Origin of the sequence: Bauldia litoralis, from assembly GCF_900104485.1 — a bacterium.
Classification (GTDB): Bacteria; Pseudomonadota; Alphaproteobacteria; order Rhizobiales; family Kaistiaceae; genus Bauldia; species Bauldia litoralis.
This window is the reverse complement of record NZ_FMXQ01000004.1, coordinates 13,825-31,835: the sequence shown is the minus strand read 5'-3', so window position 1 is coordinate 31,835 and position 18,011 is coordinate 13,825. Positions and strand designations below refer to the sequence as shown.

The window sequence follows — 18,011 nt, the reverse complement described above, 5'->3', positions numbered from 1 at the left end:
TCCTTCCGGTCCTTGCGATTGTGAACGACTTGGTCGAGCTTGCGCTGGCGCGCGGTGTCATCGAGGTGGCGACGCGGGTCCTGCCCCATGGAAGCAGCACGAAACGAAAGAAATCGCTTGGCATGAATATCCTTCTCATCGGCTCTGGCGGGCGTGAACACGCGCTTGCGTGGAAACTGGCCCAGTCGCCACGGCTGGCGAAGCTCTATGCGGCGCCCGGCAATCCCGGCATCGCCGAATGCGCCGATATCGTTGCGCTGGACGTGGCGGATCACGATGCCGTCGCGCGCCTCTGCCGCGACAAGCAGATCGACCTCGTCGTCGTCGGCCCGGAAGCGCCGCTGGTCGCCGGTCTCGTCGACGCGCTCGCCGCCTTCGACATCCCGGCCTTCGGACCCAGTGCTGCGGCGGCGGCGCTGGAAGGCTCCAAGGGCTTCACCAAGGACCTGTGCGCCGAGGCCGGCATTCCCACCGCCGCCTATGGCCGCTTCACCGACGCCGAGGCGGCGAAGGCCTATGCCCGGGAACAGGGCGCGCCGATCGTGGTCAAGGCGGATGGGCTCGCTGCCGGCAAGGGCGTCACCGTCGCCGCGACGATCGACGAGGCGCTGGCCGCCATCGACGACTGCTTCGCCGGGGCCTTTGGCGAAGCCGGCGCCGAAGTGGTGGTCGAGGAATGCCTGGTCGGCGAGGAAGCGAGCTTCTTCGCGCTGACCGATGGCGAGACGGTGCTGCCGCTGGCCACCGCGCAGGACCACAAGCGGGTCGGCGAAGGCGATACCGGGCCGAATACCGGCGGCATGGGCGCCTATTCGCCCGCCCCGATCATGACGCCGGAGCTGGTCGAGCGGACGCTCGACGAGATCATCCGGCCTACTGTGAAAGCGATGCGCGATCGAGGCACGCCGTTCCAGGGCGTGCTCTACGCCGGGCTGATGATCACCGACGCCGGGCCGAAGCTGATCGAATACAACGTCCGCTTCGGCGATCCCGAAACCCAGCCGATGATGATGCGGCTCGACAGCGACCTTGTCGACCTCCTCTATGCCACCGCCACCGGCGGGCTTTCCGGCGTGTCGGCGAACTGGCGCGAGGAATCCGCCCTGACGGTCGTCATGGCGGCGCAGGGCTACCCCGGCGCCTACGCCAAGGGCAGCGCGATCGACGGCATCGGCGCGGCCGACGGCCTGTCCGGCGTCAAGGTGTTCCAGGCCGGCACCGGCCTCCAGGACGGTCGCCTGGTCGCCAATGGCGGCCGGGTGCTCAACGTCACGGCGACCGGCGCGACCATCGCCGAGGCCCAGGCCCTGGCCTATGAAGCGGTGGACCGGATCGTCTGGCCAGAAGGCTTCTGCCGCCGGGACATCGGCTGGCGGGCGATTTCCGACCGTGGCGTGCGTTAACCTGTTACCCTGACGGACGGGTGGGATTTCTCTCCCCGGGACCGAAAGGGTCTGCAACCATGAAAATTGGACCGGAAATCAAGCCAGCCCTCCTGGGCGCGGCGGGTGGTGCCGTCGTGCTCGCTATCATTGGATTCGCCTGGGGCGGATGGGTAACGGGCGCCACGGCGCGCGAACAAGCGGAGAAGAATGCCGACACGGCTGTTGTCAGCGTGTTGTCGCCGATCTGCGCCATTCAATTCAATGCCCAGCCCGACTCGGCGGCAAAGCTCGCCGAACTGACCGCTTTGAGCTCCTATCAGCAGCCCAAGTTCATCGAAGAAGGCGGCTGGGCCGTCATGCCGGGCGCCGAGGATGCCGTCAGCGGTGTCTCGCGCGGTTGCGCCGCCATCCTGACGACCGAGACCTGACCGACCACTGACCTGGTCCCTGTTTCCCGCCCGCGGCTGCCGTTCCGGTTTCGCGGGCGGGTTTCCCCTCACCAATCGCCCGCGCGCCCTTCCTTCGCCCCAATGATTCGGCCAGAATCGCGGCAAAGGACACTGATTCTCCATGCCGATCCGCCGTCTCAGCGAGGACATGGTCAACCGCATCGCCGCCGGCGAGGTGGTTGAGCGGCCGGCGAGCGTCGTCAAGGAACTCGTCGAGAACGCCATCGATGCCGGCGCGACGCGGATCGACGTCGTCACCGCCGGTGGCGGCTCGACCCTGATCCGGGTCAGCGACGATGGCGGCGGCATGGGCCCCGACGAACTGGCGCTGGCGGTCGAACGCCACTGCACCTCCAAGCTCGACGGCGGGCTCGACGACATCCGCTCGCTCGGCTTTCGCGGCGAGGCGCTGGCGGCGATCGGCGCGGCGGCGCGGCTCTCCGTCACCTCCCGCAAGCGCGGCACCGACTCGGCCTTCGAGATCAGCGTCGAGGGCGGCCGGGTCGGCGACGTCAAACCGGCGGCGCTGTCGACCGGAACCCGGATCGAGGTGCGCGACCTGTTCTTCGCGACGCCGGCGCGGCTCAAATTCCTCAAGTCGGAACGGGCCGAATCGGCGGCGATCACCGACGTGGTGAAGCGCCAGGCGATGGCCCATCCCGGCATCCGCTTCGCGCTGAATGGCAGCGACCGGTCAAGCCTCGACTATCCGGCGGCGACCGGAGGCGATGCCCAACTCACCCGGCTCGGCCAGATCATGGGGGCGGATTTCCGCAGCAATTCGATCGCCATCGACGCCGGCCGCCAGGATACGACGCTGAAGGGCTTTGCCGGTGTGCCGACCTACAGCCGGGCCAACAGCCTCGCCCAGTTCCTGTTCGTCAACGGCCGGCCGGTGCGCGACAAGCTGCTGCTCGGGGCGCTGCGCGGCGCCTATGCCGACCTGATGAAGCGCGACCGTTACCCGGTCGCCGCGCTGTTCATCGATGTCGATCCGAGCCAGGTCGACGTCAACGTCCATCCGACCAAGGCCGATGTCCGCTTCCGCGACGCCGGGATGGTGCGCGGGCTGATCGTCGGCGCGATCCGCGAAGCCTTCGCACGCAGCGGCCTTCGCTCGTCGACGACGGCGACCGGCGCGACCATCGCCGCCTTCCGGCCGGAACGGGCGGCGCAATCCTGGGCCGCGCCGTGGCGACCGACCGGCGGCACATCGGGCAACGCGGCGCTGGCGCCAGGCTTCGCCGAAGAGGTGCAGGCCGCCTTCCGGGACGCCGACCGGCCGTCGGCCGATATCCGCCACACCGAGCCCGAGCCGCTCACCATGGCCCGGCCGCTCGGCGCCGCCCGCGCCCAGCTCCACGAGAACTACATCGTCGCCCAGACCGGTGACGGACTGGTCATCGTCGACCAGCATGCCGCCCACGAGCGCCTGGTCTATGAGCGTCTCAAGCGCGGCCTCGCCGACCACGGCATCGCCCGGCAAATCCTGCTGATCCCCGAGATCGTCGACCTCGCCTCCGACGACGCCGACCGGATCGTCGACCGCGCCGCCGAACTCGCCGAGTTCGGTCTTGTGGTCGAGCGCTTCGGTCCGGGCGCCGTGGCGATTCACGAGACGCCGTCGATGCTTGGCGCCATGGACGCCGCCGGGCTCGTCCGCGATCTCGCCGAGGAGATCGCCGAATGGGACAAGGCCGTCAGCCTGCGCGACCGCCTTGACCGTGTCGCGTCAACGATGGCCTGCCACGGCTCGGTGCGCTCCGGCCGCCGGCTGAAGCCGGAGGAGATGGACGCCCTGCTTCGCGAGATGGAGGCAACGCCCAATGCCAGCGAATGCAATCACGGACGTCCGACCTATATCGAATTGAAACTTGCGGATATCGAGCGCCTCTTCGGCCGCCGCTAGGCGCCGGACAGCGGATCGACAGGAAGGCCAATTGACGTGAAAAAGCTCCTGATCGGATTGATCGTCGTCGTCGTGCTGATTGTCGTCGGGCTGTTCGCCCTGCCGCTGATCATCCCGTCCGAAACCGTCAAGAACGAACTGATCGCGCGGATCGAGTCGGCGACCGGCCGCGACGTGCGGATCGACGGGCCGGTGTCGGTCAGCGTCCTGCCCAGCCCCAGCCTCTCGGCGAAGGGCGTCGGCCTTGCCGGGCTGACCGGCGATTCGGAAGCCTTCAGCGTCGACTCCGTCTCCTTCGGCCTCGGCCTTTTCCCGCTGCTGGCCGGCAATGTCGAGATCACCGGCGTGACGATCGAGCGCCCGAAGATTCTCGTCACCTTCGACGAGGCGGGCCAGAGCAACTGGACCGGCGCGGCCGCCGCCGCCGATGGCCCTGCCCCGACCGATCCGAACAGCATCGAGGACCTGATCGCGGCAGAGCCCGTACCGAGCGTCGGCGACGGCGCGGCGAGCGACGCGCTGGCCGCCCTCGACAACCTGACCATCGGCCGGGTGACGATTGTCGACGGCACGCTGACCTACCGCGATCTCGCCAGCGGCACCGAGGAGACGCTGAAGGCGCTCAACCTCGATATCCGCATGCCGAACATGGTCGGCGCCGGAACCGTCGAGGGCGACTTCGTCTGGTATGGCGGCGAACAGAAGATCGCGCTTACGATCGGCGAGCGTCCGGCCGCTCAGTTGCTCGAGCGCATCCCGGTCGAACTGACCCTTTCCGACGATGGCGGCAGCCTGACGGCCAGGGGCGTTGCGCTGGACGGTGCATCGTTGATGGAGGGAACGGTCGAGGCGAAGGGATCGTCGCTCCGCGGTTTCCTGCAGGGTTTCGGTGTCGACCTGCCGGATGCGCCCGCCTTCGCCGAGTTCTCCCTCTCCGGCCCGTTGGCGGTCGACGCGTCGAGCCTGCTGATCGGCCAGTTCACCGGCGCGATCGGCGGCATCCCTGTCGATGGCGGGGTGCGGGTGGTCTACGACCGCGCGAAGCCGGGCATCGGCCTGAAGGTCGCCGCCGGTCCGATCGATACCGCGCTGTTCACGCCGGCCGCTGCCGAAAGTACCACGGCGGATGACGGCGCGATCGACCTGTCGGCGCTCGGCATGTTCGACGCCAATGTCGATTTCTCCACCAGCCAGGTGGTCGTCGGCGCGGCGACGCTCGCCAACCTGGCGATGGACCTGAAGCTCGCCGGCAGCGTCCTGACCACCACCATCCGCTCGGTCGAAGTCGGCGGCGCGCCGGGTTCGGGCGCGGTGACGGTCGACGCGCGCGGGGCGACACCGGCGATCAGCGGCTCGGTCAAGCTCGCCGGCCTCGACCTCGCCGGCCTGATGGCGCTTGCGGAGACCGATGCGCCGGTCACCGGCACCGCCGGGCTCAACGTCAACTTCGCTACCTCCGGCGCCACCGTCGACCAGTTCGTCGCCAATCTCGATGCCAGCGGCGCAGTCTCGCTCAGCGACGGAACCGTCACCGGTCTCGGCCTTGCGGACTTCGTCGGCGGCGACGCGGCCGCCGACTCGCTCCAGGATATCGACATCACGGCGAGTTTCGCCTCGCTCGCCTCCCCCGTCGCCGTCGATGGCGGTATGACCTGGCGCGGCGAGCGCTTCACCATCGTCGCCAAGGGCGACGCGCGGGCGCTGGCCGAGGGCAAGGAAACCCAGGTCTCGGTCAATGCGACCTCGAACCGGCTGAAGATCGGTTTCGCCGGCATCGCCAGCGCCGATGGCGTCGGTACCGGCAAGGTCGCCCTGTCGACGCCATCGCTGCGCAACCTGATGGCCTGGATCGGCCAGCCGATCGGGGCCGGCGGCGGGCTGGGAGCCTTCTCGATCGACGGCACGGTGTCGCTCGCACCCGACCGCTTCTCCTTCGACAAGACCGCCTTCACCCTCGACAAGTCGAGCGGCCTCGGCACTGGCGCCATCGTCTTCGGTGACAAGCCGAAGGTCACCGCGGGCCTGGCGATGAAGGTCCTCGACGTGACGCCCTACCTGGTCGCCGCCGGCACCGCCGACGGCAAGCCGGGTGGCGGCGGCGGTGGTGGGGGCGGTGGTGGTGGAGGCGCCGATACGCCGGTGGACTTCTCCGGGTTGCGGGCGGTGGATGCCGACCTCAACCTGCGCGCCGACAGCATCATCGCCGACGACATCAAGATCGGCCCGTCTGCGCTGACGGTGAAGCTTGCCGGCGGCAAGCTCAACGCCAACCTGACCGAAATGGCGCTCTATTCAGGCACCGGCACCGGCACCGTGGCCGTCGACGGCGCGGCGGCGGTGCCGTCGCTCGCCGCCTCATTCAACCTCAAGAATGTCCACGCCAAACCGTTCCTGGCGGATGCGCTCGGCTTCAAGCGGGTCGAGGGCGCCGGCAGCTTCACCTTCGACCTCCAGACGTCGGGTAAGAGCCAGATGGCGCTGTCGAAGTCGCTATCCGGCAAGGGCGCGATGGCTGTCCGCAATGGTGCGATCCTCGGCATCGACATTCCAAAGATGCTGCAGAGCCTGTCGCTGAACTCCCTGCTCGGCTGGCAGCCGGGCAACGATCGCACGGAATTCTCCCAGATCGACGCAACCTTCACCATCACCAACGGCATCCTGACCAACAAGGATTTGGTGATGGCCGGGCCGCAATTCGCGCTGAACGGGGCTGGAACGATCGACATCCCGGCCCAGGCCGTCAGCTATCGGGTCAACGCGCAGATCGCGTCCGGAAAGAAGGGGCAGCTCAAGGACTTTGCCGTGCCGGTCCGTATCGACGGGCCGCTGGCCAAGCCGAAGATCTACCCGGAGATCCAGGGCGTGCTGGAGAACCCGCAGGGCGCGATCGATCAGATTCGCGACATTGGCGGCGATCTCCTCGGCAACGCCGTCGGCGGCGGTGACAAGAATTCCGACAAGGGCAAGGGCAAGGGCAAGAACAACAAGAAGGACAAGAACGACCCGGTCGGTCAGGTCCTCGATCTCCTCAAGAATTGAGGAGCGGCAAAACGGCGAATTGCCTATCCGGGCGGGGCGCGGCTATGGTCGGATGATGATGAACCGTATTGAACGATCAGGCCGCGGCGGCGAAGCGACGCTTCGTTATCTCGATGGCGATTTCCAGGTGGTGACGCCCGGTGGATTTGTCCGCTGCGCGGTGACCGGGCTCGAGATTCCGCTCGACGAGCTGAAATACTGGAGCGTCCTTCGCCAGGAGGCCTATGCCGACGCCGCGGCGTCGCTCGCCCGCGAAGGCGAAGCCAGGGCCGGCTAGCCGGACCCCACGGCCGCTCCGAGTACGGCATCCCGCACCATCTCGTCGGCAGCGACCGGGTTCTCGAATTCGAGGACGATCGGAAAGGCCTCCGCGCGGTCGCGCAGATCCGCCAGGCGACCGGTCGCCCCCTTCAGCCGGATCAGGTCCTTCTCGGTGGTCACCAGCCGAAGATTTCCGGCATCGGCCTTCGCCAGGAGCCGTCCCGCCTCGGCGACGTCAAAGCGGTGGTGATCGGGGAACCCGACGGTCTCGGTCAGCGGCGCATCGATGTCGCGCAGGCTGGCGAAGAATTTTTCCGGCCGGCCAATCCCGGCGAAGGCAAGAATCGGCGTCTTGCGCCATTCCCTGACCCGCACCGGCTTGAGCGCCGCGCGCAGCGTCGGCCGACCGCTCCGCGCCGCGGCCCGGATCAGCGGATCCGCCCGGTCTCCGTCGCCGATGACGATCAGCGCGTCGGCGCGGCGAAGCTGCAGGTCGAGCGGTGCGCGCAAGGGACCGGACGGGATCATCATGCCGTTGCCGATGCCGGCCCCGGCATCGACGCAGGCGAAGGAGACGTCCTTGGCCAGCGTCGGATTCTGGAAACCGTCATCCATGATGATGACGGTGACGCCGTGTTCGAGCAGGATGCGAGCCGAGGCGGCGCGATCCTTGCCGATGGCGGTCGGCGCGACCGCCGCCAGCAGCAACGGCTCGTCGCCTACCCGGTCCGCGGTGTCGGTTGCGGCATCGACCATCATCGGGCCGGCTTCGCTGCCACCGTAGCCGGAGGCGAGAAAGCCGGGCTTGAGGCCCTGGCGTCGCGCGATCCTTGCCAGGGCAATCGCGGTCGGGGTCTTCCCGGCGCCGCCGACGACGAAGTTGCCGACGCAGATCACCGGCACCGGCGGCCGGAACAGCGGCGGCTTGTTCATCCGCATGGCCGAACTCTGGCCCCAGATCTTCGAGATAGGCCACAGGGCAAGCGCTGCCGGGCCGGGGCGCGCACGCCACCAGAAGGACGGCGCCGCGGTCACGACCGGGCCGGCTCCAGGCCGACCGGCACCACGGGCGGCTTGGCCGGCGGGGCAAAGGTTGGCAGCAGCGCGAGCATCGTCCGGTCGAGGGCGCCGCGAAACGGCGAAAGTGCTGCCCGGGCGCTGGCGACGGACGTGTCCCGCGCCCCGGCGTCGGCGATCAGCGCGCTGGCGTTTTCGGCCAGCGTCCCGGCATCGGTGACGCAACTCCCCGGCGCCAGCTCGTCGAGCGCGGCATAGACGTCGGCGAAATTCTGGACGTGGGGGCCGTGGAGGATCGCCGCGCCGAGTTCGACCGGCTCGATGGGGTTCTGGCCGCCGTGATCGACCAGCGACCCGCCGACGAAAGCGACGGGGGCGAGGCGATAGAACAGCCCGAGTTCGCCAAGCGTGTCGGCGACATAGATGTCTGGCGATGTCGATAGCGTCGGGTCGTCGCTACGGCGGGCGACCGACAGGCCGGTGGCCGACAGCGCTGCCACCAGTTCGGGACCGCGATGCGGGTGGCGGGGCACGATCACCGTCAGCAGGCCGGGATGGCGGTCGGCCATCAGCTTGTGGGCCGCGGCGACGATCTCCTCCTCGCCCGGATGGGTGCTGGCGGCGAGCCAGACAGGCCGGCTGCCGATCGCCGCCTTAAGCGCTGCGCGGGCCGTCGCGTCGGCTCCCGGCGGCGGCGTGTCGAACTTGAGGTTGCCGGTCACCGTGACCGAGGGGACGCCCAGCATCCGGTACCGTTCGCCGTCGCGTTCGGTCTGTGCCAGGCACAGGCTGACCCGCGAGAACAGGACTTCGGCGATCGACGACCGGCGACGCCAGCCGGCGTAGGATCGGCTCGACAGCCGCCCGTTGACAATGACCAGCGGAATAGCGGCCCGTGACAGGTTGAGGATCGCCTGCGGCCACAGTTCGGATTCGACGAACAGCGCCAGTTCCGGCCGCCAGTGGGCGAGGAAGGCCTTGACCCAGCACCTGACGTCGATCGGCGAGAACTGGTGCACGGCCCCCGGCGGCAGCCGCTGTTCGGCGATCCGCGCAGCGGTCAGGGTGATGGTGGTGAAGACCACCGAGCGGCCGGACGCGACGAGTTCCTTGATCAGCGGCAGGACCGCGTTCGTCTCGCCGACGCTCGCGGCGTGGATCCATACGACCGGCCCGTCCGGGCGCGGGCGGGAAGCGCGGCCGTAGCGTTCGTCGAGACGGGTCTCGTCTTCCTTGCCGCGCGAGACGCGGTAGCGCAGGAGAAGCGGCGCAAGCGGGCGAACGACGAAACTGCCGAAGACCCGGTAGACACCAAAGGCTGCGTTGGCGATCAGGCTAGCCATTGCGGCGGTCGACGATTCCGTAGGCGCGATCGGTGGCCTCGTTCAACGCCGTCTCGACCGCTTGCCGGCTTGCCTCGAGCGTCGCCTGGTCGGCATCCGGCGGCACCGATACCGGCTCGCCCACGGCGCAGACCGAGCGCCCGAAGGGCAGGTTGATGGTCGACCGATCCCAGCTGGTCACGTCGATCCGCCGGCTGCTCGCATAGGCGAGCGGTACGATCGGCCGGCCGCTGACCCGAGCCAGCGTGACGATCCCCATCCCGGCGCGCCGGGCGGCGAGATTCGAGATATCGGCGGTCATCGTGACACAGGCGCCTTCCTCCAGCGCCGCCTTCATTTCCAGGAAGCCGACCATGCCACCCTTTTCCATCATCCGGGAAGGGTTGCGGGCGGTTGATCCACGGATTGTCTTGATCCCCAGCTTCTGCGCGACCAGGGCGTTGATCTCGCCATCGTGGTGCTTGGAAATCAGGACGCGCGCGTCGAAATCGAAGATGCGGGCGAAAGGCAGCATGAAATGCTGACCGTGCCACATGGTGAAGATCACCGGCGCGAGATGGATATACTTGTCGTAGGGATCCGGCGGATCGAAGACGAGCGGGCTGGTGCGGTTGACGAGGCGCAGATAGCCGACGGCGAGACTGGCGATTGACTTCTGCACCCCCGGGCTGCGCAGGACACGGGTGGACAATCTCGGCTTGCGACGGGACTTTTTCGGCAACTTGAGGGCTGGCCTGGCGGCGGGTGCCCCGGCCGACGCCTCGGACTTCGTCGTTTCGGCGGCAGGTTTCGCAGTGGCGGGCGTTTCGTTCTTCTCAACCGTCTTCACTGAAACCGACCATTCACGCCCAAGGCACACTCTGGAGAAGGATAAGGAACTGTCCCTCGAGACAGGACGACAGACCAATGTGTCCGGGCCGAGCCCGCTTCGATAAGCGACAGAAAAAAGCTACCGGCCCGACGCGTCCGGCTGGCCGTCGGTCTCGGGATCGAGGAGGCGGTGCAGGTGGACGATGAAATAGCGCCGCCGGGCGTTGTCGACCGTCGCCTGGGCCTTGCTCTTCCACGCGTCGAATGCCGAAGCGTAGTTCGGAAAGACACCAACGATGTCGACGTCGTTGAGGTCCGTGAAGCGGATGCCCTCGATGTCCTCGAGGTCGCCCCCGAAGACAAGGTGGAGCAGCTGCGGCTGACGATCCGATCTAGCTTCGCGCGTCTCCGCCATGTCGCTTTTCCTGTCCTTCGGTTTCGTGACGCGCGTGGACCGTGTTGACCAAATTCACGACCTGGTCAAAGAGTTCCGGCGCTGTCGCGACCAGCGTCGGGTGCCCTGTGTGCCTCGCGTTATAGAGCAAGGGCTTGCCTGACAGATCGCTCAGCCGCGCTCCGGCTTCCTGCACCAAAAGATCGGCGGCCGCAAGGTCCCAGTCCCGGGCGGTTGGCCGGACGATGGCGACATCGATTTCGCCGCTCGCCACCAACGCCAGCCGGTAGGCCAGCGACGGAACATACCGCGGCCGGGTGCGGCTGCCGCTTTCGGCCTCGACTTCTCGTGTGTATCGCGTCGCGCTGGCGAAACGGGCCCCGCCGAGGCCCGTGGCCGGGGTGAAGGCAAGCCGCCGGCCATTGTTGAAGGCGCCGCCGCCCACGGTCGCACTGTAGTTGACCGAAAGTGCCGGACCGACAAGCGCGGCGGAGATCGGCCGGCCATTCTCGACAATCGCCAGGGATACCGTCCACTCGTCGTGGCCGGCGAGGAAGGCGCGGGTGCCATCGATCGGATCGACGACGAAGACGCGCTGCCGCCCGAGCCGTTCCGGGCTGTCGACGGTCTCCTCGGACAGCCAGCCGTAGTCCGGCCGGGCGGCACGGAGAATGTCCGAAAGCCGCTGGTCGACGGCGATATCCGCCTCGCTGACCGGCGAGCCGCCCTCCTTCAGCCAAACCTGCGGGTCGCGTCGGAAATAGGACAGCGCGAGATCGCCGGCTTCCTTGCCCGCCGACTTCAGTAGTTCGAGGTCATCGTGTTCCGGCGACGCCACCGGCTATTGCCCCGCGACCGTCATGCCCTCGACCGCCAGCGTCGGCGCGTTGACCGAGAAGCGATATTCGAGATCCGAGGCGGCAACGAGGTTGAGGAACATGTCGGCAAGATTGCCGGCGACGGTGATCTCGCTCACCGGTTCGGCCAGCTTGCCGTCGCGGATGGCGAAGCCTGCCGCGCCACGGCTGTAGTCGCCGGTGAGCAGGTTGGCACCGTGGCCGATCATCTCGGTGACGTAAAGCCCCTCGCCGATCGACGCCATGAGGTCCTCCGGCGACTGCTCGCCCGGCGCCATCGTCAGGTTGGTGGATCCGGGCGACGGGTTGCCGCCGCCGCGCGAGGCGCGGCCATTTGTTTCGAGCCCGAGTTCGCGCGCCGTCGCCGAATCGAGGAACCAGGTCTGCAGCACGCCGTCCTTGACGATCTCGAGCGGCTCCGGCCGGACGCCCTCCCCGTCGAACAGACGCGAGGCAAGCCCGCGCGGCCGCATCGGGTCGTCGGTGACATTGATGCTTGTCGGGAAGATCGCCGTGCCGAGCTTCTCGCGAAGGAAGCTGGTCTTGCGGGCGATGGAGGCGCCGTTGACCGCGCCGGCGAGACTGCCGAGGAAGCCGGTCGCCACCCGCGGGTCGAACACGACGGTGGTGCGGCCGGTGGCGTAGCTGACGGGGTTCAGGCGGCGCACCGCACGCTCGCCGGCGTTGCGGCCGATTGTCGCCGGATCGGTGAGATCGGCGCGATGCGTGCGCATGGCATAGTCGTAGTCGCGCTCCATCGCCGTGCCCGCGCCGGCGATCGCCGATGCGGACAGGCTGAAGCGCGAGGTGAGGTAGGAGCCGACGAAACCGCCGGACGTCGCCAGCACCATGCCGCCGAGCGACCAGCCGGCGCTGGCGCCACCGGAATTGGCGACGCCTTCGACCGCCCGCATGGCGTCTTCCGCCGCGAGCGCGGCCTCGGTCAGCTCCGCCGCCTGGGGGATCGTCTCGTCGAGCAGGTCGAGATCGTCATCGAAGGTCTTGAGCAGCCGGTCGGGGTCGGCAAGCCCGGCAAACCGGTCTTCCGGGGCGACGCGCGCCATGGCGACGGCGCGCTCGGCGAGTTCGGCTGGGTCGGCCAGCACATTCGCCGAGACGGTGGCGGAGCGTTTGCCGACAAAGGCGCGCAGAGTGAAATCGTCACCCTCGGCGCGGCGCGTTTCCTCGACCTTGCCAAGGCGCATGTCCACCGACAGGGAGACGCCGCGCACACAGACGGTGTCGGCGGAGTCGGCGCCTGCCTTGCGGGCGGCTTCGACCAGCCGGGCGGCGCGGTCGGTGAGGTCGGACTGGTCGAGGATTTCGGTCATGATGGCTCCTTGGCGCCCTGATGTATGGCCGTTGTGGCTCTCGGGCAAGCCGCGCGGCCGATTTGCGCGGCTACCGCCGGAGTCCTATGTTGCGCCCGCGGTCGCCAGACCGCCCCGCCTGCGTTCAGCCTCAGGACCATCGATGTCGACACCCGTTGCCGGTGCCTCGCCCCAGAAGGCACGATTCGTCACGGGTTCGACGATGCGCCATGTGCTGGTCATGGCGGCCGCCGGGTCGGCCGGACTGGTGGCGATCTTCGTCGTCGACTTCCTCAACCTCTTCTACATATCGCTCCTCGACGACACGAGCCTGACGGCAGCCGTCGGCTATGCCTCGGCGCTGATCTATTTCTACACCTCGCTGACAATCGGCGTGATGATCGCCTCGACGGCGCTCGTCGCGCGGGCACTCGGGGCAGAGGATCGTCCTTACGCCCGCGAGATGGCCGGTTCGGCGATCGTCTGGATGATCATCGTCAGCGGCGGCGCCACGCTGGCGACCATGCCCTTCGTCAATGAGCAACTGACGCTGATCGGGGCGACCGGCGAGGCGCATTCGGTCGCGGCGGTCTTCATGTGGATCGTGCTGCCGACGACGCCGCTGCTCGGCCTCGGCATGTGCTTCACCGGCCTGTTGCGAGCGGTCGGCGACGCCAGGCGCTCGATGTACACGACGCTTGCCTATGGCGTCGTCATCATGATCCTCGACCCGCTGCTGATCCTTGGGCTCGACCTCGGCGTGCCAGGCGCGGCCATTGCCTCGGTGATCGCCCGGGTGGCGATGGTCGGCTATGCGCTCCGCATCCTGATCGTCAAACACGACCTGATCGCCCGGCCGACGGTGGCCCATGTGATGCGCGACTTCCGGCCGCTTGCCCGGATCGGCATCCCGGCGATCCTGACGAACATCGCGACACCGGTCGGCAACGGCTATGCGACCGCCGTGATCGCGCCCTTCGGCGACCAGGCGATTGCCGGATGGACGGTGATATCCCGGCTGATCCCGGTGGCCTTCGGCGGCCTGTTCGCGCTGTCCGGCGCGGTCGGTCCGGTGCTTGCCCAGAATTTCGGCGCCGGCGCTTACGACCGGGTGCGGTCCAGCCTCAACAACGCGGTGACGATCAGCACCATCTACGTCGTCGCGGTCTGCGCCATCCTGTTCGCCATCCAGTCCTGGATCGTCAGCGGCTTCCGCCTCACCGGCGACGGCGCCAGCCTGTTCGAGGATTTCAGCACTTACCTGGCACTGACTTTCGTCTTCGCCGGCGGCCTCTATGTCGCCAACGCGGCGTTCAACAATCTCGGCCACGCCAAGCTGTCGACCCTGTTCAACTGGGGGCGGGCGACGGTGGGCACCGTTCCCTTCGTGCTGCTGGGTGCCCATTTCCATGGAGCGCAAGGCGCCCTCGCCGGCTTCTTCATCGGCGGCATCCCCTTCGGCATCGGCGCCCTCTATGTCGCCTACCGTGTCACCGGCCGACTGGGCGACGAAAGGCCAACGCGGTCGTTCAGGAACGCGATGGCGGACTGGTTCGGAGGGACGCGTGCCCGGGGCGATTCAGCGGCGGGCGGTTAGCCGGGCCATCGCCTTTTCGACCAGCGACTTGACGTCGTCCTTCACCGGCTGCGCGCCGTTAATGATGCTGGCGGCCTTCATGAATTCGAGGACGCGGGACGTGACCGGCGGCGAGATGACGACCTCGGGCGGCCGGTCGCAACGCATCTTTTCCGCCATGATCGACTGCATCAGCAACTGGGTCGAGCCGTAGATCGCCTCCAGCGACCCCGGCATGCCCTTTCCGCGATCGACCGGGCCGCCGACGACATCGACCGCGATGACGATGTCGCAATCGTCGGCGATCAGGTCGAAGGGCAGCGGGTTCATCACCCCGCCATCGACCATGACCTGGTCGCCTATGCGAACCGGACGGAACAGCATCGGGATTGCCGCCGACGCGGCGATCGCCGGTTTCAGGGGCCCGGAATCGAGCACGGCTTCCTTGCGGCCGTAGAAGTCTGTCGCGACGATCTTCAGCGGTATGGCAAGGTCCTCGAAGGTGTCGGGCAGGCCCGGCGGCAGGAATGTCTCCATCACCCGCTCGGCGTCGAACTGGACGATCGCGAAGCCGGCCTCGGAGAAGAGATCCCGCATCCGCTTCGGCCGCAACTGCCACAGGCGGCCGAGGACATCGGTGCGGTTCTTGAACAGGCTGAGCGCGTAATTGTGGATGTCGGTGCCGGTCATGCCGGCCGCGTAACCGGCCCCGATGACGGCGCCGATCGACGTCCCGGTGATGACGGTCGGGCGGATGCCCATCTCGTCCAGCGCCTCCAGCACCGGGATATGGCCGAAGCCGCGGGCACCGCCACCGCTGAGCGCAAGGCCGATTTTCGGTTGCCGTTTCATCATCGACATTTGCGGCTTGCGCGCGCCCGTGCAAGGGCCGGCGGCGCCGGCCGGAGCCGAACGATGCCCGGGGCCACGTTCAGCTGGCCGGCTGGCCGACGCGGACGATGGTCCTTTCGCCGGTGAAGAGACGCGCGGCGGCTTCCCGCACATCCTCGATGGTGACAGCGGCGATCAGGTCGTTGCGCTGGTTGATATAGTCGATATCCAGCCCGGCGAGCTGGATGGCGAGGAGCTGGTCGGCGATCCCGCCCGACGTGTCGAAGCGCAGCGGGTAGCTGCCGATCAGGTAGTCCTTGGCGTCCGCCAGTTCCTTCTCGGTCGGCCCGGTCTCGGCGAATTTCCTGATCTCGTCCTCGATCAGTTCAACCACCGCGTCCGCCTGGTCCGCCCGTGTCGAGGTGCCGACAAAGACGGCGCCGGCGTGATCGAGCGGCACCAGCCCGAGATAGACCGAGTAGGCGAGCCCGCGCTTCTCGCGGACCTCTTCATAGAGACGCGAGGAGAAGCTGCCGCCACCGAGGATATAGGCGGCGACCGAGGCGGCGATGAAGTCGGGATCGTCGCGCTTCATCCCCTTGCCGCCGGCCTGGATGATCGTCTGGGGGATCGAGAGCGGAATATCGATCACCTTGCCGGTCGCCGGGGTGACATCGGCGATGCCGACGCGGTTGGCCTTGACCGGCAGATCGCCGAAGACCTCGTCGAGCAGCGTCGCGAGCGACGCGGCATCGATCGCGCCGACCACGGCGATCGTCAGGTTGTCCTTGGCGACGATCCTGTTGAAATAATCACGCAGGTCATCCGTGGTGATCGCGGCCACCGTCTCCGGCGTCCCGTCGCTCGGTCGGCCATAGGGGTGATCGGGGAACAGCGACGCCATCAGCGCCCTGCTCGCCACATCGCCCGGATCGTACTCGTTGGCCTTGAGCCCTGTCAGGATCTGGGCGCGGATACGCTCGACCGGCTCGGGGTCGAAGCGCGGCTCGGTCAGGGCGAGCTTCAGCAGCCTGACGGCCTCGTCCCGGTTCTCGACCAGGGTGCGCATCGAGCCGCCGAAGGTATCGCGGCCGGCGTCGAAGGAAAGACCGATCGAGTAATCGTCCAGCGCGGTCTGGAAGGCCTTGCTGTCGAGAGGCCCGGCGCCCTCGTCAAGCAGGCCGGACAGGAGATTGGCGACGCCCGGCTTGTCCGCCGGATCCTGCGACGCGCCGCCATCGAAGGCGAAGGACATCGCGATCAGCGGGATCGCGTCCTCCTGGACGAGCCAGGCGACGATGCCCTTCGGGCTGACAACACGCTCGATGTTCACCGCGTGGGCGGCGCCGGCGGTCAGCGCCGGCGCGAAGAATAGAGCGATCGCGAGAGCGGCCTTTGCAAGCTTCATGTCTGTCGAATCCCTGTCAGGAGCGTTCGGCGGCGTCGGGCGCCGGGACGAGATATCCCGTCACCGAGCGGCGGACGGTCAGGTATTTGCGGGCGGCCTCGGCGACCTGTTCGGCGGTCACCGCCTCGATCCGCGCCGGCCAGTTCTGGACATCCTCGACCGTATGGCCCGTGGCCAGCGCCGTGCCGAAGATGCGCGCCAGCGACGCGTGGTTGTCCTGCGCGTAGATCGCGCCCGCCTTGGTGCGGTGCTTGGCGCGGGCCAGTTCCTCGTCGGTGACGCCGTTCTCGACCACATCGGCGAGGACCGCGTCGATATCGGCCATCAGCGCATCGAGGTCGGTCGCGTCGCCGCGCGGCACGCCATAGAGGACGAAGCGGGTGTCGCCGAGGGCGCTCGATTGATAATAGGCGCCGACCACCGACGCGACGCCCTTGTCGACCACAAGCTGGCGGTAGAGCTTGCTGGTGGCGCCCGAGCCGAGAATGTCGGCCAGGATATCGAGGGCCGCCGCCTCGCCGGGCTCGCCGGTGGCGTAGGACGGGACGACGTAGCTGCGCTGCACCGTCGGCTGGGTGACCCGCCGGTCGGCCAGGGTCACCGTACGCGCGGCCAGCGGTTCGGGCTCGCGCGGCCGCAGTTGCACCGGCGGCTCGGCGCTGCGCGGCAGCTTGCCATAGGTCGCCTCGGCGAGATCGCGCACCTCGGCCTCGGTCACGTCGCCGGCAACGATCAGGATGGCGTTGTTGGGCGTGTAATATCGGTCGTAGAAGGCGATCGCGTCGTCGCGGTCGAGCGCGGCCATCTCGTCGGGCCAGCCGATGGTCGGGATGCCGTAGCCGCTGTTCTGGAACAGCGTGGCGCCGACCGCCTCGGCCAACTGGGTGCCCGGATCGTTGTCGATGCGCGACCGGCGCTCCTCGAGGATGACGTTGCGCTCCGGCAGGACAGCCTCGTCGGTCAGGACGAGATTGGCCATGCGGTCGGCCTCGAATTCCATCATCAGGCCGAGATGCTGCTTGGCGACGCTCTGGTGATAGGCAGTGTAGTCGTTGGTGGTGAAGGCGTTCTCGCTGCCGCCAACCGATGTGATCACCTTCGAGAACTCGCCTTCAGGATGATCTTTCGTGCCCTTGAACATCAGGTGTTCGAGGAAATGGGCGATGCCGGACTTCCCCGGCTGCTCGTCGGCCGCGCCGACCCGGTACCAGATCATTTGCGTGACGATGGGCGCGCGATGGTCGGGAATGACGACGACCTGGAGGCCATTGTCGAGTGTGAAGGTCGACGCCTGATCGGCGAAGGTCGCGGGCGCGGCTCCCGCCGTCGCTCCCATCGACCAGACCAGAAGAAGGGGGATCGCGGCACGGGCGAAAGCGAACATCAGGAGTCCTTCACGTCGATTGCGGGAGGCGGCGGGTC

General features: G+C 68.0%; 15 protein-coding genes. 6 read left to right on the top strand and 9 right to left on the bottom strand.

What is annotated here, in order from left to right; genetic code table 11:
* The first annotated feature begins 122 nt into the window (after positions 1 to 122).
* The 5 genes from purD (at position 123) to BLT60_RS10325 (ending at position 7,059) form a co-directional block, all read left to right on the top strand.
* Positions 123 to 1,403: a phosphoribosylamine--glycine ligase gene (purD, locus tag BLT60_RS10345; RefSeq protein WP_090876757.1), complete on the top strand. Its 1,281-nt coding sequence runs from the start codon at positions 123 to 125 to the stop codon at positions 1,401 to 1,403.
* Positions 1,404 to 1,462: 59 nt separating this feature from the next.
* A complete protein-coding gene (locus BLT60_RS10340) occupies positions 1,463 to 1,813 on the top strand; it encodes a hypothetical protein (protein WP_175478382.1) in 351 nt (116 codons plus the stop codon).
* A gap of 142 nt (positions 1,814 to 1,955) precedes the next feature.
* Entirely contained in the window at positions 1,956 to 3,743 is a 1,788-nt protein-coding gene (mutL, locus tag BLT60_RS10335; protein ID WP_090876381.1) for a DNA mismatch repair endonuclease MutL, read from the top strand.
* A 36-nt stretch (positions 3,744 to 3,779) separates the two neighbouring features.
* Positions 3,780 to 6,782 (top strand): AsmA family protein, encoded by a 3,003-nt coding sequence (locus BLT60_RS10330; protein ID WP_090876380.1) that lies wholly within the window; start codon positions 3,780 to 3,782, stop codon positions 6,780 to 6,782.
* A 55-nt stretch (positions 6,783 to 6,837) separates the two neighbouring features.
* Positions 6,838 to 7,059 carry a DUF2093 domain-containing protein gene (locus BLT60_RS10325; protein ID WP_090876756.1) on the top strand — a complete coding sequence of 74 codons (222 nt, stop codon included), beginning with the start codon at positions 6,838 to 6,840 and terminating at the stop codon, positions 7,057 to 7,059.
* Here the strand turns inward: BLT60_RS10325 and lpxK are convergent.
* The 6 genes from lpxK to BLT60_RS10290 all read right to left on the bottom strand — a co-directional run bounded on the left by lpxK (position 7,056) and on the right by BLT60_RS10290 (position 12,795).
* Entirely contained in the window at positions 7,056 to 8,078 is a 1,023-nt protein-coding gene (gene lpxK / locus BLT60_RS10320; RefSeq protein ID WP_090876379.1) for a tetraacyldisaccharide 4'-kinase, read from the bottom strand. The genes BLT60_RS10325 and lpxK overlap by 4 nt on opposite strands.
* Complete coding sequence (locus BLT60_RS10315; RefSeq protein ID WP_090876378.1) at positions 8,075 to 9,403, bottom strand: 3-deoxy-D-manno-octulosonic acid transferase; 1,329 nt, start codon at positions 9,401 to 9,403, stop codon at positions 8,075 to 8,077. Before BLT60_RS10315 ends, lpxK begins: the two co-directional genes overlap by 4 nt.
* Entirely contained in the window at positions 9,396 to 10,094 is a 699-nt protein-coding gene (locus tag BLT60_RS10310) for a lysophospholipid acyltransferase family protein (RefSeq protein ID WP_090876377.1), read from the bottom strand. Before BLT60_RS10310 ends, BLT60_RS10315 begins: the two co-directional genes overlap by 8 nt.
* Before the next feature lie 258 nt (positions 10,095 to 10,352).
* On the bottom strand, positions 10,353 to 10,628 hold the full coding sequence (locus BLT60_RS10300; protein ID WP_090876375.1) for a DUF4170 domain-containing protein: 276 nt from the start codon (positions 10,626 to 10,628) through the stop codon (positions 10,353 to 10,355).
* Positions 10,606 to 11,445 carry a 3'(2'),5'-bisphosphate nucleotidase CysQ gene (locus BLT60_RS10295; protein WP_090876374.1) on the bottom strand — a complete coding sequence of 280 codons (840 nt, stop codon included), beginning with the start codon at positions 11,443 to 11,445 and terminating at the stop codon, positions 10,606 to 10,608. Before BLT60_RS10295 ends, BLT60_RS10300 begins: the two co-directional genes overlap by 23 nt.
* Positions 11,446 to 11,448: 3 nt before the next feature.
* A complete protein-coding gene (locus tag BLT60_RS10290; RefSeq protein WP_090876373.1) occupies positions 11,449 to 12,795 on the bottom strand; it encodes a TldD/PmbA family protein in 1,347 nt (448 codons plus the stop codon).
* A 142-nt stretch (positions 12,796 to 12,937) separates the two neighbouring features.
* Between BLT60_RS10290 and BLT60_RS10285 the strand changes: the two genes are divergently transcribed.
* Positions 12,938 to 14,371, top strand: coding sequence for an MATE family efflux transporter (locus tag BLT60_RS10285; protein ID WP_175478381.1), 1,434 nt, complete (start codon positions 12,938 to 12,940; stop codon positions 14,369 to 14,371).
* Here the strand turns inward: BLT60_RS10285 and BLT60_RS10280 are convergent.
* From BLT60_RS10280 to BLT60_RS10270, 3 genes are all read right to left on the bottom strand, one after another.
* Positions 14,354 to 15,211 carry a patatin-like phospholipase family protein gene (locus BLT60_RS10280; RefSeq protein ID WP_210185591.1) on the bottom strand — a complete coding sequence of 286 codons (858 nt, stop codon included), beginning with the start codon at positions 15,209 to 15,211 and terminating at the stop codon, positions 14,354 to 14,356. The genes BLT60_RS10285 and BLT60_RS10280 overlap by 18 nt on opposite strands.
* 70 nt (positions 15,212 to 15,281) lie before the next feature.
* Positions 15,282 to 16,589: a M16 family metallopeptidase gene (locus BLT60_RS10275; RefSeq protein WP_090876371.1), complete on the bottom strand. Its 1,308-nt coding sequence runs from the start codon at positions 16,587 to 16,589 to the stop codon at positions 15,282 to 15,284.
* A 16-nt stretch (positions 16,590 to 16,605) separates the two neighbouring features.
* Positions 16,606 to 17,973: a M16 family metallopeptidase gene (locus BLT60_RS10270; protein ID WP_175478380.1), complete on the bottom strand. Its 1,368-nt coding sequence runs from the start codon at positions 17,971 to 17,973 to the stop codon at positions 16,606 to 16,608.
* Between the last annotated feature and the right edge of the window lie 38 nt (positions 17,974 to 18,011).